The following is a 14909-nucleotide window of genomic DNA, read 5'->3' on the forward strand; positions in this document are numbered from 1 at the left end:
CCCACCGACTCACCCTCGCCCGCTCACGCCGCCGCTCACGCCGCCGAGTCACGCCCGCCGACTCACGCCCGCCGACTCACCCTCGCCCGCTCACGCCGCCGCTCACACCGTCGAGTCACGCCCGCCGGTCACGCCGCCGAGTCACACCCGCCGGCTCACCTGCGCCGGTTCACACCCCGCCGGGGAAGCCGAGCTGGCGCCAGGCTTCGTAGGTCGCGACGGCGGCGGCGTTGGACAGGTTCATCGAACGCCGGCCCGGGAGCATCGGGATGCGCACCTGCTCGACGATGCGCGGATTCGCCAGCACCTCGGCGGGCAGGCCGGTGGGCTCGGGGCCGAACAGCAGCACATCCTCGTCGGACCAGGCGACGTCGTCGTAGCGTCGCGTCGCCTGGGTGGTGAAGGCGTGCACGCGGCCGGGCAGCGCGGTCAGCAATGCGTCGATCGACGCGTGCACGACGACGTGGGCGAGGTCGTGGTAGTCGAGCCCGGCCCGCCGGAGCTTCGCCTCGGTCAGGTCGAAGCCCAGCGGCTCGACGAGGTGCAGCGTCGCTCCGGTACCGGAGACCATCCGGATCGCGTTGCCGGTGTTGCCGGGGATCCGGGGCTCGAAGAAGACGACGTGCAGCACCCGCCCATCCTCCCAGCCGCCCCGAGCGTCGCCCACGAGCGCCCACCGACGACCTCCAGCCGGCGGCGTCAAACCGGCGAGGCCCAGCCGGCGAGGTTCAGCCCAGCGAGGTGCCGGCGACGGGGCTCAGCCTTCGATCGTCCCGATGAGAGTCGGAAGCCGACCGTCGCCCATCCACAGGTCGAACCCGCCGGTCACGGTCACCGACGAGCCGGACCAGCGCGCGTCGATCGTCAGGGTGTGCGGCATGCCGAGCAGGCGAACGGTGATCCGGTAGAGGTCGGGCTCCGGCCAGATGGCACTCACGGCGGCGTCCTGCCAACCGATCCCGGTACGCCCGTGCACGGGGTCGGCCTGCAGCACCGGCGCGTTCCCGTGCGCGGGCATCGGGACGGGCTGGTTCACGGCCTCGCCGTGGCCCGCGACCAGCGCGACGACGCCCTCGTCGAACGTGAGCTCCAGCTCGTCGGTGACGCCCGGCCGCAGCACGACCGACCGGAGCCCGGCCGGGTTGGCGGCGAACGCCACACGTCGTCCGGCTGCCGCGTCGCCCACCGCCGAGGAGGCGGGTCCCTGCGGCGGGTCGAGTCGCAGCCCGTCGACGGCGGCCGCGAGCGCGGCGCGGCCCGCGGGGTCGTCGGGCAGCTCGTCCGGCGCGAACGCCGGCAGCAGGTGCTCCCAGACGATCGCGAGCTGGGCGCCCATGTCCGGCACGGACGCGGTGATCGCGACGACCGCGTCCTGCTCCGGCAGCACCAGGCAGTACTGCCCGAACGCCCCGTCGCCGCGGTACCCGCCGTGCCGGGACCGCCACATCTGGAAGCCGTAGCCCTGCGACCAGTCGCTGTCGCTGTCGTCCTCGGCCGGTCCGCCCCACCCGCTCGGCACCTGTGCGGCCGACGCGAGCGCGGCCCACCCCTCGGGCAGCACCTGCCGGCCGGCCCAGACCCCGTCGCGCAGGAACAGCTCACCGAGCACGGCGAGGTCCTCGGTCGTCGCGGACATGCCGAACCCACCGACCTCGTACCCCGTCGGCGACAGCTCCCACGTCACCCCGACGATGCCCAGCGGCTCGTACAGCCGCAGCCGCAGGTACTCGACGAGCCCCACGCCCGCGGCCCGCTGCACGAGCTCGGCCAGCACGTACGTCGCGGCCGTGTTGTAGACGAAGTGCGTGCCCGGCTCGTGCGCGAGCGGCTGCGCGAGGAACCCGGCGAGCCAGTCCTCGCCCGCGAACACGGCCTCGGACGGGTCCGCGTCGTGCCCGGACGTCATCGTGAGCAGGTCCCGCACGCGCAGACGCCCGAGCAGGGCCCGCGCGCCTGCGTCGAGCCCGCCGAGGGCCTCGTCGGAGACGTGCCCCGGCGTGAGTCGCGCGAGCAGCTCCACGAGCAGGTCGTCGAGGTCGAGCAGCCCTTCCGCGCGTGCGAACCCCACGGCGCTCGCCGTGAACGTCTTGCTCAGCGAGTACAGCAGGTGCGTCCGGTCCGACGAGAACGGCGCCGCCCACGCCTCGGCCACGACGAACCCGTGGCGGACGAGCATCAGCGAGTGCAGCTCGGGCGCCTCGGAGGCGAGCGCCCGCACGAGCCGCGCGACACCGCCGGGATCGACGCCCTGCTGCTCCGGCGTGCTGCGCGGCAGCCGTCGTGCGCCGACATCGGATGCGCGGGAGAGGTCGGGTGTGCGGTCGTCCAGGTCGAGGGCCATGGCGCAGATGCTGCCACCGCGCACCGACACGGGCGCGGGCCGTTCGGACCGTCATCCACAGGGTCTGGTATCCGGACGGCCGGCGGGTGTCTCCTGGCAGATGGGCGGGGGGCCTGCCGACGAACCAGCCCAGCGACACCAGCCGTCCGCAAGGGCTGGTATCCGGACCGCCCGCGGGTGTCTCCTGACAAGTGGGCACGACGATCCCGCCCGACGAGGGAGGCGCGCGATGATCCGATCGACCGGCTTCGACCCCGCGGTGCACGGGTTCGCCTTCCCGAACGCGTTCGTCGACGAGACGACGATCCTGCCCGGCGGCAAGCCGATCACGACCCGCGGCCGTTGCGGCGGCATGGCCTACCTGTCGCTCGACCACTTCTTCGCGGGTGTCCCGGCGCCCTACCTCCCGCGCGCGCACTTCGCGCCGGAGCGCGTGCCGCCCGACGGCCACCTCGTCGCCGACGCGGTGCGCACCAGGCTCTTCGACTCGTTCAAGGTCCTCTCGGCGCTGCAGTTCTTCACCTGGTCCGCGCTGCCCGACGGCGACGTGCTCGTCGTCGACGGCGTGCACAAGCAGACCCACCAGGACGAGCTCCCGAAGATCCTGCGCGCGATCGATGCGGGCACGCCCGTCCCGCTCGGCCTCGTCGTGGCGCACGACGTGCGCGCCGTCGGCACCAACCACCAGGTCGTCGCGTACGGCTACGAACGCACCGCGGCGGGGACCACGCTGCTCATCTGCGACAGCAACTCGCCGGGCGCCGAGGTCACGCTCACCCCGACCGCCGACGGCGCCTGGCAGGCGTCGAACGGCCCGCTCTGGCGCGGCTTCTTCGTGCAGTCCTACCGCCGCCGCAAGCCGGTGATCCGCACGACGAGCCCCGCCGACCCAGCCGCCGCGGTCCGCGCGGGCAGCGTGGTGACGCTCGCCCACGTGCGCACGGGACGCGTGCTGCGCTCCTCGACGCAGCGCTGGGCGGGCGCGGGCTCGTCGGGCGGGCGTGAGGTCACGGGTGTCCCCGTCGCGGGTTCGATGACGCGCTGGGTCGTCTCGGGTCCCGACGAGGGAGCGCCGGTTCGCCACGGCGACGCGGTGCACCTGCGCTCGACGTCGACGCGATCGTGGCTCACGAGCACGCGCGACGTTCGGTCCCCGTTGACGGGCCAGCAGGAGGTGTCGGCGGTCCCGGGCGAGACGGCACCCCTCGGGTCGGCCTGGCGCGTCGAGGTCGACGGTGCGACCGGAACGACCGGCAAGGCCGGTGCGATCGGCTGGACCGCGGGCGCGCGCGTGCGGCTCGTGCACGTCTCGACGGGCGTCGCGCTGCACTCCCACCTGCGCTCGGACCCGGCGCTCACGTTCGGCCGCCAGGAGGTCACAGGGTTCGCGGGGCGCGACGACAACGACTGGTGGACGGTCCTCGAGCTGTCCTGACGCGCCCGCACGTCCCGCCCGATCCGCGGTGTACCGTCGTCTCGAAACTTGCGAAAGGCCACCGCAATGACGACGACCGAGCCCGACGAGGACGCCCTGACGGGTCGCGCCCACGGCGTGGACCGCCCGACGATCGCGCAGATAGCCACCGAGGCGAAGGTGTCAGTGCCGACCGTCTCGAAGGTCCTCAACGGCCGCCCGGACGTCGCGGCCGCGACCCGCGCCCGCGTCGAAGCGGTCATCGAGCGCTACGGCTACCGCCGCCGTCGCGCGCCCAGCAGCCAGGGCCTGATCGAGCTGGTCTTCCACGAGCTCGACAACGCGTGGGCCGTGCAGATCATGAAGGGCGTCGAGGAGGTCGCCGGCGCGGCCCGCCTCGGCGTCGTCCTGACCGAGCTCGGCGGGTCGCACCGCCCGCGCCAGGAGTGGCTCGACGACGTGCTCTCGCGCCGCCCCGCGGGCGTGATCCTGGTCCAGACCGACCTCGACCTCGCGCAGCGCGGCCAGCTCGAGGCGCGCGCGATCCCGTTCGTCGTGGTCGACACGGCGGGCGGCCAGCCGCCGGGCGTGCCGGTCGTCGGCTCCGCCAACTGGGCGGGCGGCCTGGCCGCCACGCGCCACCTCGTCGGGCTCGGTCACACCCGGATCGCGGTGGTCAGCGGCCCGAGCGACGTGCTGTGCAGCCGGGCGCGCATCGACGGCTACCGCTCCGCGCTCGAGGAGGCGGGCTACCCCGTCGACCCGGACCTCATCCGCTACGGCGACTTCTTCGTCAACGGCGGCTACGCCCACGGCATGGACCTGCTGGACCGGCCCGACCGGCCGACCGCGATCTTCGCCGGCTCCGACTTCCAGGCGCTCGGCGTGATGCGGGCCGCCGCGGACCTCGGCCTGCGCATCCCGCAGGACCTCTCGATCGTCGGGTACGACGACGTGCCGGTGACCGAGTGGATCACCCCGCGCCTGACGACGGTGCGCCAGCCGCTGCAGGAGATGGCCGCCACCGCCGCACGCATGGTGCTCGACCTGGCGCACGGCCGCACGCTCGCCAACCCGCGCATCGACCTCGCGATCGAGCTGGTCGTCCGCGAGAGCACCGCCCCGCCGCCGGACCTCGCCTGACGGCTCGCGTCGACTGACGGTTTGCGTCGACTGACGGCTGGTCACGTGGTGCCGCGCACCACGAGGGTCGGCTCGAAGATCACGGAGGTCTCGCGCCGACCCGGGTCGGCGAGGACGTCGAGCAGTATCCGCGCCATCTCGGCCGCCATCTCCTCGATCGGCTGCCGCACGGTCGTCAGACCCGGCCGCGCGAGCGCGCCGACCGAGCTGTCGTCGAACCCGACGACGCCGACGTCCTGCGGGATCCGACGACCGCGCTCGTGCAGCACGGCGATCGCGCCGAGCGCCATCAGGTCGTTGGATGCGAACACGCCGTCGAGGTCGGGGTGCTCGTCGAGCAGCTCGTGCATCGCCTCGACGCCGCTCGCGTAGGTGAAGTTGCCGGCGCGCGTCGGGACGTACGGGAGCCCGTGGCGCGCCATCGCGTCCTCGAACCCGGCCAGCCGGTCCCGCGCGGCCGGCACGTCGAGCGGCCCCGAGATCGCGACGACGTCGCGAGCACCGCGTCGCACGAGGTGGTCGGCGGCGAGCCGGCCGCCGTCGGAGTTGGCGACGTCGACGTAGCTGATGGGCAGCGGCTGGCTCGGGCGCGCGAAGCGGACCGCGGGCATCCCGGCCTCGACCATGAGGGCCGGCAGCGGGTCGTCGGCGTGCGTCGAGACGAGCATCGCCCCGTCCGCGTTGCCGTTGCGCAGCGCGGACAGCACGCGCGAGCGGTCGGCCTCCGACTCGGCGAGCATGAGGACCGGGTCGACCCCGCGCGGCCGCAGCGCGCGCAGCATCCCGCCGACGACGCGTCCGAAGAACGGGTCGGCGAAGTCGATCGCCAGCGAGTCCGAGCCGCGGTCCTCCACACCGGAGACGACGACGACGACCGAGCCGGTCCGGCGCGTCACGAGCGATCGCGCGGCGAGGTTGGGCACGTACCCCACGCTGCTGATGGCGGCCCGCACGACGTCCTGCAGGTGCGGCGCCACCCGACGCTTGCCGTTGACGACGCGCGAGACCGTCGCGCGCGAGACGCCGGCGACCCGGGCGACGTCGTCGAGCGTGGGCGCTCCTGGCGCCGGGTTGTCGTCGAGTCCCGGCCGGGCCGGGTCGAGCACAGGGCCGTCGAGCCGGCTGCTCTCACGCAGCTCCTCGACCGTCCCGGTCGGCACGTCCTCGTCCATGCAGCGATCGTAACCCCTTCGGGATCGCGCTTTCCCGCATCCGGTCACCCGATTGGACTCATACGGACACGCCTACCGCTTGACGTGGCGGCTCGGAGCGGGTGAAATCGGGACCTACGGCCGGTTTCCCGGCTCAGCATCACTCCACCCCACAAGATGCACGGCCCGTCACCAGCCCATGGCGGTAGAGCGCTTTCCCAGAACCTCAGCCCATCTGGAGAACGCGTCGGAACGCGATCACGACGTCGTGATCGACCCGACGCGATGCGCGACAACACCAACACGACACGCCCCGGCCCACACGGACGGGACCGCCGCGTCGCAGGCGACGCGCCCCGGGCCTCCCGTACGGACGGACCTGGCCGACGAGGAGACACCTGTGTCCATCACCGCCCTCCCCCGATCCCGCTCCCGGGGCCTGCTGGCCCTGGCTGCGGCCGGCGCGCTTGCCGCAGCCGGACTGATCCTGCCCGCCGCCGCCCAGGCGGCACCGGTCCTGCTCTCGCAGGGCAAGACCGTCACCGCCTCGTCCACCGAGAGCCCCGACTACCTGGGCGCCAAGCTCGCGGTCGACGGCGACAACGGCACCCGCTGGGCCTCCGCCCGCACCGACAACGAGTGGCTCCAGGTCGACCTCGGCGCGACGGCGCACATCGAGCGCGTCGACCTGCGCTGGGAGTCCGCGTACGGCAAGAACTACCTCATCCAGGTCTCGGACAACGGCACGAGCTGGACGACCGTGAGCACGCGCACCAACGGGACGGGCGGCAACGAGTCGCTCACCGTCTCGGGCGACGGCCGGTACGTCCGCATGCAGGGGCAGACGAGGGCGACCGGCTACGGCTACTCGCTGTGGGAGCTCCAGGTCTTCGGCACCACCGGCACCACGCCGACCCCGGACCCGACGACGCCCACCAACCCGACCGCCTGCAACAACGACGACGTCGCGTCGGGCAAGACCACCTCGGCCTCCTCGTCGGAGGGCGGCGGCGACTCCTCGAAGCTCGCTGCTGACGGCAACGCCGGCACCCGCTGGTCGAGCGCGTGGAGCGACAACCAGTGGTGGCAGGTCGACCTCGGCTCGTCGACGAACGTCTGCCAGGTCGCCCTGAACTGGGAGGCCGCGTACGGCAAGGCGTTCCAGGTCCAGGTCTCGGACAGCCCGACGAGCGGCTTCACGACGATCGCGACCGTCACCAACGGCACGGGCGGCGCCAACCAGGTCGTCGCGGCCTCGGGCAAGGGTCGCTACCTGCGGCTCAACCTGCAGACGCGCGCCACGGGCTACGGCTTCTCGCTGTGGGAGGTCAAGGTCTCGACGACCGGCACGACGCCGACCGACCCGACGAACCCGACCGACCCCACCACCCCGACCGGTGACCTCACCAACCCGAACGTCCCCGACGGTCCCGCCGACGGCAAGGTCAAGGTCGCGGGCAGCCAGGGCAACTGGGCGCTGCAGGTCAACGGCAAGCAGTGGGTCGTCAAGGGCATGACGTGGGGCCCGTCGGTCGCCGAGTTCCCGGCCCACGTGGCCAACCTCAAGGCGATGGGCGTCAACACCATCCGCACGTGGGGCACGGACGCCGGCAGCAAGGCGCTGTTCGACCAGGCCGCGGCCAACGGCATCCGCGTGATCGCCGGCTTCTGGCTGGCCCCCGGCGGCGGCCCCGGCTCGGGCGGCTGCCCGGACTACGTCAACGACGCGACCTACAAGGCCAACTCGATGAACGACATCCTCACGCAGGTCCGCGCGTACAAGGACAACCCGGGCGTCCTGATGTGGGACGTCGGCAACGAGTCGCTGCTGGGCCTCGGCTCGTGCGGCACGACGGGCGGCGGCGTCGAGCAGAACCGCAACGCGTACGCCAAGTTCGTCAACGACGTCGCGGTGCAGATCAAGGCGATCGACCCGAACCACCCCGTCACGTCGACGGACGCGTGGACGGGCGCCTGGCCGTACCTCAAGGCCTACACCCCTGCGCTCGACCTCTACGGCCTGAACAGCTACGGCGCGGTGTGCTCGACGAAGCAGACGTGGGTCAGCGGCGGCTACACCAAGCCCTACATCCTCACCGAGGGCGGGCCCGTGGGCTCGTGGGAGGCCGACCCGGACGTCAACGGCATCCCGAACCAGGGCACGGACCAGGACAACGCCAACGGCTACGTGAAGTCGTGGAACTGCCTCGGTGAGCACCGCGGCGTGGCGCTGGGCGCGACGATGTTCCACTACGGCCTCGAGGGTGACTTCGGCGGCATCTGGTTCAACGTCATCCCCGGCGGCAACAAGCGCCTCGCGTACTACGCGATCGCCAAGATGTACGGCGGCTCGGCCGGTCAGTCGGGCGTCAACACGCCGCCGACGTTCCAGTCCATGTCGATCGACAACAGCACGAGCATCGTCGCGGGCTCGACCGTGACCCTGCGCGCCGCGGTCAGCGACCCGCAGGGCGACCCGATCAACTACGTGACGTTCGTCAACAGCCAGCCGATCAACGACGCGGGCGGGCTGCAGTGGGTCGAGCACCAGAGGAACGGCAACGTGTTCACCTTCACGGCGCCGCAGACGCTCGGCGTGTGGAAGGCGTACCTCTTCGCCGAGGACGGCAAGGGCAACGTCGGCGTCCAGACGGTCTCCTTCCGGGTTGCTCCGCCGGCCGTGAACGGCACGAACATCGCCAAGGGCAAGACGGCCTCGGCCTCGTCGTTCGACCCCTGGAACGGCAACTACACGCCCGCCCAGGCCGTCGACGGCGACTACACCACCCGCTGGTCGTCCAACTGGACGGACACCGAGTGGATCCAGGTCGACCTCGGCAGCAAGCAGACGTTCACGTCGCTCCAGCTCGTCTGGGAGGCCGCGTTCGCCAAGGGCTACCTGATCCAGCAGTCCGACGACGGGAACACCTGGTCGACGCTCAGGACGGTGACCGACGGCGACGGCAACGTCGACACCCACGCCGTCAACGGCAACGCGCGCTACGTCCGCATCCAGGGCGTGACCCGCGGCACCGCGTACGGCTACTCGCTGTACGAGCTGGGCGTCTACCGCTGACAAGGCTCGCGGGCCCCGGTCGTCGCTGACGGGGCCCGCGCCGGCCTGACCGCGCACGGCAGCGACCGTGCGCCACCGACCGGTCCGGGCGGGGACGTGGGCTGCGGCCCCGCCCGGACCGCCTCGCAGCCCGCGCAGGTGACCGCGGCCCATCCCTCCAACGAAGGAGTCACCCCATGCAGATCCTCGCCCTCCAGCGGCGGAGACGAGCCTCGTCCCGGCTGTCCGCGGCACTCGCCGCGGGCCTCGCCGCAACCCTCGTCGCGGTCGGCGCCGTCGCGGCGCTCTCGACGGCCGCCGACGCGGCGCCGACGAACATCGCCCTCGGCAAGGCCGCCTCGGCATCGTCCTCGGAAGGTGCCGACTTCGTCGCCGCCAAGGCCGTCGACGGCAAGACGAACACCCGGTTCGCGAGCGCGTTCTCGGACAACCAGTGGCTCCAGGTCGACCTGGGCGCGAGCGCGACGATCTCGCAGGTCGTGCTGCAGTGGGAGGCGGCGTACGCCAAGTCCTTCCAGGTGCAGATCTCGAACAGCCCGACGAGCGGCTTCGCGACCCTGGCCTCGGTGACCAACGGCACCGGCGGCACGCAGACCGTCAACGCGGCCGGCACCGGCCGCTACGTGCGGATCAACCTGCAGACGCGCGCGACGGGCTACGGCTTCTCCCTGTGGGAGCTGCAGATCCTCGGCGCCGGCGGGACGACCCTGCCGCCGTACAACCCGAAGCCGCTGCCGTCGGCGCCCCCCGGTGCCGACACCTACGTGACGCACCACGAGTTCCAGGCGAACTGCGTGCCGACCCACACGCTCCCGGACGACCCGATCGTCTTCCCGGGCCAGGCGGGCCGCTCGCACAGCCACACGTTCATGGGCAACCGCCGGGGTCGGCGGGTCGGCGCCGCTGCACGCGCCGAGGGCGACGGCTCCCGTCCCGACGAGCATCCCGACGAACGTCGTGACCACCCGGCGCACGGCTGGCTCCTCACGCCTCAGGGGTCAGGACGAACACCCGGAGCTCGCGGCCGGCGCGCTGCGCGTACTGCTCGTAGCCGGGCCAGACCTCGAGCAGGGCCGGCAGCAGCCGGGCGCGTTCGTCGTCCGTGGCGAGGTGCGCCGACACCGCGGTGGTGCGGCCGCCGACCGTGACCGTCGCGCGCGGTTCGGCCAGCAGGTTGTACGACCACGCCGGGTGGTGCTCCTGACCCCAGTTGGAGCCCATCACCACCCAGCTCGCGTCGTCGCGGGCGAACAGCAGCACCGACTCGCGGGGCTCACCGCTGCGCCGGCCCGTGGTGGTCAGGATGAGCTGCGGCAGGCAGCTGCGGCCGAGCACGCTCCAGCGTCCGCCGGTCGCCTTCTGCAGCCGCCGGTCCACGCGGGTCATCGCGCGGCCGAGGCGCGCGAACCACCGCTGCCGCCCGACCGTGCGCACCCATCCCGTGAAGCCCACGCTCACCTCCGTCGGCGCATCGTGTCACTTCGGCGCATCGTGTCACGCCGGCGCCCCGTCGGCCGCCCATCCACGGACCCCCGCAACGCCTACGGACCGCTGGCGCGTCTGCGGACCCTGCCATCGCGGGGTCCGCAGACATCCACGACGTCCGCAGACACCGGCGGGGTCCGCAGATGTCGACGGGGTCCGTGGGAGTGCAGGCGATCGGGGTGGGGTCAGGCGGTCGCCGGGTTCGATGCCGGGAGCGCGGCCGGGCGGTTGGGGGCGCTGCGCCACAGCGCCCACGACGCCGCGACCGTCACCGGGACCCAGATGATGCGCTCGACGAGTGACGGCGACGCGAGGTTGAGCACCGCGCCCGCGCCGATCACGACCGACGCGACCCGCAGGACGCGGCGCTGCAGCGTCGGCGAACCGATCTTGCCCGCGGCGAACGCGGCCAGCAGGCCGTAGACCGGGACCGCCACGGCGCTTGCCACGCGCTGGTCGGCGGGCAGGACGCCGGACGTCGCGCCGCCCCACGCGGCGGCTCCCCACGGTGCGCCGGCGGCAAGCGCCGCCTGGAACGCGGTCGTGCCGAGCATCAGCGTGACCGCGACACGACGAGCCGTGCGGCTCTCGCCGGGAACAGGCGTCGACGAGGGGGTGGCGGACGAGGGGGTGGCGGACGAGGGGGTGTCGGACGAGAGCGTGGCGGACGGGGTGGGTGCCTGCGGTGTCATGGTGGCATCGAAACATATCTGGCAGATATAGTCGAGAGGTGAGCAGACGACCACAGACCGACCTCGCCGTTCTCGGCGCACTGTCCGTCGAGCCGATGACCGGCTACGCGCTGCGCGCCGCGATCACCTCGACGCTCGGGCACTTCTGGAGCGAGAGCTTCGGCCAGATCTACCCGGCGCTCGCGCGGCTCGAGGAGGCGGGGCTCGTCGGGCGCGACGAGGAACGTCGGTTCACGCTCACCGACCCCGGACGGGTCCGGCTGCGCGAGCTGCTGGCGGAGCCGATCGAGCGCAGCCCCGCGCGCAACGGCCTGCTGCTGCGGCTGTTCTTCGGCCGCACCCTCGGTCGCGAGCAGTGCATCGAGCTCCTGCAGGACGCCGTCCGCGAGGCGGGCGAGTCGCTGGCGACGCTCGCCGCGATCCGCGCCGAGGTCGAGGCGGAGAACTCCCCCGACCGCGACTACTTCCTGCTCACGATCGCCGCGGGCGAGGCCGGCGCCCGCGCCCAGGCCCAGTGGGCGTCGTCGTCGATCGCCTCGCTGCGCCAGTCGCCCGACCAGCCGCACCCCAGAGACTGACCCCCGATCGTGCGAAGGATCGGCCACGATTCGTGGCCTATTCCTCGCACGATCACCGTTGCCGAGGCTGGGTGACGACGGCGAAGGCCGTCAGGGCTGGGTGACGACGGCGAAGGCCCGGTCCGTGGGGACCGGGCCTTCGTCGTGCGGGGTGCTGCGTCAGGCGGGCATGAGGCCCGAGCCGCCGTCGCCGGTCGAGACGATCGGCGGTGCGGCCGGCAGGTCGGTGCCGGAGCCCCGGGTGCCGACCGACGCGCCCACCGGCGCCGGCTCGCGGTCGCTCGTGCCCTTGGGCACGCCGCGGAACGTGAACTCGCCGAGCGGCGCCTCACCCTCCGCGTCCACGATGACCAGCTGACCGGACTTGAGCTCGCCGAACAGGATCTTCTCTGACAGCGCGTCCTCGATGTCCCGCTGGATCGCACGACGCAGCGGACGCGCGCCGAGCACCGGGTCGTAGCCCTTCTCGGAGAGCAGCTTCTTGGCCGCCGGGGTGATCTCGATGGCCATGTCCTTGTCCTTCAGGCGCTTGTCGAGCTTGGCCACCATGAGGTCGACGATCGAGAAGATCTCCGACTGCGACAGCTGCGGGAAGACCACCACGTCGTCGACGCGGTTGAGGAACTCGGGACGGAAGTGCGTCTTGAGCTCGTCGTTGACCTTCGACTTCATGCGCTCGTAGTCGGTGGACAGATCGCCGCCGGCCTGGAAGCCCGTCATGAGGCCCTTGGCGATGTCCCGCGTGCCGAGGTTCGTCGTCATGATGATGACGGTGTTCTTGAAGTCCACCACGCGGCCCTGCGAGTCGGTCAGACGACCGTCCTCGAGGATCTGCAGCAGCGAGTTGAAGATGTCCGCGTGCGCCTTCTCGACCTCGTCGAACAGGACGACGGAGAACGGCCGGCGCCGCACCTTCTCGGTGAGCTGACCACCCTCGTCGTACCCGACGTACCCGGGGGGCGAGCCGAACAGCCGCGAGACCGTGTGCTTCTCCGAGAACTCGGACATGTCGAGCTGGATGAGCGCGTCCTCGTCGCCGAACAGGAACTCCGCGAGCGCCTTGGCGAGCTCGGTCTTCCCGACACCCGTGGGGCCGGCGAAGATGAACGAACCACCGGGGCGCTTCGGGTCCTTGAGGCCGGCCCGCGTGCGGCGGATGGCCTGCGAGAGCGCCTTGATCGCCGCGTTCTGGCCGACGACCCGCTTGTGCAGGTTCTCCTCCATGTTGAGCAGGCGGCTGGACTCCTCCTCGGTGAGCTTGAACACCGGGATGCCCGTGGCGTTCGCCAGCACCTCGGCGATGAGCTCCTCGTCGACCTCGGCGATCGCGTCGAGGTCGCCCGACTTCCAGGCCTTCTCCTTCTCGACGCGCTTGATGCCGAGCTGCTTCTCCTGGTCGCGCAGGCGCGCCGCCTTCTCGAAGTCCTGCTCGTCGATCGCCGACTCCTTGTCGCGGCGGGTCGTCGCGATCTGCTCGTCGAGCTCGCGCAGCTCCGGCGGGGCCGTCATGCGGCGGATGCGCAGGCGGGCGCCGGCCTCGTCGACCAGGTCGATCGCCTTGTCCGGCAGGTAGCGGTCGTTGACGTACCGGTCCGCCAGCGTGGCGGCGGCGACCAGGGCAGCGTCCGTGATCGACACGCGGTGGTGCGCCTCGTACCGGTCGCGCAGACCCTTGAGGATCTCGATCGCGTGCTGCAGGTTCGGCTCCGCGACCTGGATCGGCTGGAAACGCCGCTCCAGGGCCGGGTCCTTCTCGACGTACTTGCGGTACTCGTCGAGCGTGGTGGCGCCGATGGTCTGCAGCTCGCCGCGCGCGAGCATCGGCTTGAGGATGCTCGCCGCGTCGATCGCACCCTCCGCGGCACCCGCCCCGACGAGCGTGTGGATCTCGTCGATGAACAGGATGATGTCGCCGCGCGTGCGGATCTCCTTGAGCACCTTCTTCAGGCGTTCCTCGAAGTCACCGCGGTACCGGGAGCCGGCCACCAGCGCGCCCAGGTCGAGCGTGTAGAGCTGCTTGTCCTTGAGCGTCTCGGGCACGTCGCCGCGCACGATGTCCTGCGCCAGACCCTCGACGACCGCCGTCTTGCCGACGCCGGGCTCGCCGATCAGCACCGGGTTGTTCTTGGTGCGGCGGGACAGCACCTGCATGACCCGCTCGATCTCCTTCTCGCGCCCGATCACCGGGTCGAGCTTGTTGTCGCGCGCGGCCTGCGTGAGGTTGCGCCCGAACTGGTCGAGCACGGCACTGCCCGAGGGCTGGCCCTCCTGCGGCCCGCCGGCCGCGACCGGCTCCTTGCCCTGGTAGCCGGAGACGAGCTGGATCACCTGCTGGCGCACGCGGTTGAGGTCCGCGCCCAGCTTGTTCAGCACCTGCGCCGCGACCCCCTCGCCCTCGCGGATCAGGCCCAGCAGGATGTGCTCGGTACCGATGTAGTTGTGGCCCAGCTGCAGCGCCTCGCGCAGGCTCAGCTCCAGCACCTTCTTGGCGCGCGGCGTGAACGGGATGTGCCCGCTCGGCGCCTGCTGGCCCTCGCCGATGATCTCCTGCACCTGCGCGCGCACGGCCTCGAGGCTGATGCCGAGCGACTCCAGCGCCTTGGCGGCGACGCCCTCACCCTCGTGGATCAGACCCAGGAGGATGTGCTCCGTGCCGATGTAGTTGTGGTTGAGCATCCGCGCCTCTTCCTGGGCGAGGACGACCACGCGACGGGCTCGGTCCGTGAATCTCTCGAACATGTGCACTCCTCACGAGCGGCGTGCTCGTCGCGCTCCCGCGGGTTCACCACGGGGCCGACGACGAGGCGGCGTTGTTCGATGCTAACGGCGCGATGTGTCCCCACATGGCCGTGTTCGCCGCAGGCGTGAAAAGCCCGAGCCGGGCGCCCGGCACCAGCAGGCCACCGCCGCTGAACCCCTGCGCCGTCCCCCAGCGGACTCAGGGGAGCCCCAGGGAAGAACCGGGGGTATCCCCGATGGTCCCGATTGCTCCTGGTTCGACAGTCTGGTGCTCGGCGCGCCGCGCGCCC

Annotated in this window: 10 protein-coding genes and 1 pseudogene; 5 read left to right on the forward strand and 6 right to left on the reverse strand. The window is 72.1% G+C overall.

What is annotated here, in order from left to right:
- Window positions 1-169: 169 nt before the first annotated feature.
- Complete coding sequence (locus tag CCO02nite_RS02775; protein ID WP_146841531.1) at window positions 170-631, reverse strand: tRNA (cytidine(34)-2'-O)-methyltransferase; 462 nt, start codon at window positions 629-631, stop codon at window positions 170-172.
- Between the two features lie 126 nt (window positions 632-757).
- Window positions 758-2341: a serine hydrolase domain-containing protein gene (locus CCO02nite_RS02780; protein WP_186812558.1), complete on the reverse strand. Its 1584-nt coding sequence runs from the start codon at window positions 2339-2341 to the stop codon at window positions 758-760.
- A 229-nt stretch (window positions 2342-2570) separates the two neighbouring features.
- Here CCO02nite_RS02780 and CCO02nite_RS02785 point away from each other — a divergent pair, with 229 nt between their 5' ends.
- Entirely contained in the window at window positions 2571-3776 is a 1206-nt protein-coding gene (locus CCO02nite_RS02785; protein WP_146841532.1) for a dolichyl-phosphate-mannose--protein mannosyltransferase, read from the forward strand.
- Between the two features lie 66 nt (window positions 3777-3842).
- On the forward strand, window positions 3843-4898 hold the full coding sequence (locus tag CCO02nite_RS02790; RefSeq protein ID WP_146841533.1) for a LacI family DNA-binding transcriptional regulator: 1056 nt from the start codon (window positions 3843-3845) through the stop codon (window positions 4896-4898).
- Window positions 4899-4939: 41 nt separating this feature from the next.
- Here CCO02nite_RS02790 and CCO02nite_RS02795 read toward each other — a convergent pair whose 3' ends face one another.
- The gene (locus tag CCO02nite_RS02795) at window positions 4940-6070 is read right to left on the reverse strand and encodes a LacI family DNA-binding transcriptional regulator (protein ID WP_146841534.1); all 1131 of its coding nucleotides are present in this window, start codon (window positions 6068-6070) and stop codon (window positions 4940-4942) included.
- A 379-nt stretch (window positions 6071-6449) separates the two neighbouring features.
- On the opposite strand from CCO02nite_RS02795, the gene CCO02nite_RS02800 reads away from it, so the two are divergent.
- Together CCO02nite_RS02800 and CCO02nite_RS15965 are read left to right on the forward strand one after the other, a co-directional pair.
- On the forward strand, window positions 6450-9125 hold the full coding sequence (locus tag CCO02nite_RS02800) for a discoidin domain-containing protein (protein WP_222593121.1): 2676 nt from the start codon (window positions 6450-6452) through the stop codon (window positions 9123-9125).
- Between the two features lie 176 nt (window positions 9126-9301).
- Window positions 9302-9790: pseudogene (locus tag CCO02nite_RS15965) on the forward strand (discoidin domain-containing protein); the annotation flags it as partial.
- A 319-nt stretch (window positions 9791-10109) separates the two neighbouring features.
- On the opposite strand, the gene CCO02nite_RS02810 reads toward CCO02nite_RS15965, so the two are convergent.
- Window positions 10110-10577, reverse strand: a complete 468-nt coding sequence (locus tag CCO02nite_RS02810) for a nitroreductase/quinone reductase family protein (protein WP_246117304.1) — start codon at window positions 10575-10577, stop codon at window positions 10110-10112.
- A gap of 218 nt (window positions 10578-10795) precedes the next feature.
- Window positions 10796-11302, reverse strand: a complete 507-nt coding sequence (locus CCO02nite_RS02815; protein WP_146841537.1) for a hypothetical protein — start codon at window positions 11300-11302, stop codon at window positions 10796-10798.
- A gap of 38 nt (window positions 11303-11340) precedes the next feature.
- Between CCO02nite_RS02815 and CCO02nite_RS02820 the strand changes: the two genes are divergently transcribed.
- The gene (locus CCO02nite_RS02820; protein ID WP_146841538.1) at window positions 11341-11880 is read left to right on the forward strand and encodes a PadR family transcriptional regulator; all 540 of its coding nucleotides are present in this window, start codon (window positions 11341-11343) and stop codon (window positions 11878-11880) included.
- Between the two features lie 159 nt (window positions 11881-12039).
- On the opposite strand, the gene CCO02nite_RS02825 is transcribed toward CCO02nite_RS02820, so the two are convergent.
- Window positions 12040-14619 (reverse strand): ATP-dependent Clp protease ATP-binding subunit, encoded by a 2580-nt coding sequence (locus tag CCO02nite_RS02825; RefSeq protein WP_146841539.1) that lies wholly within the window; start codon window positions 14617-14619, stop codon window positions 12040-12042.
- Window positions 14620-14909: the final 290 nt, after the last annotated feature.

Origin of the sequence: Cellulomonas composti (assembly GCF_007990245.1) — a bacterium.
In the GTDB taxonomy this organism is placed as follows: Bacteria; Actinomycetota; Actinomycetes; order Actinomycetales; family Cellulomonadaceae; genus Cellulomonas; species Cellulomonas composti.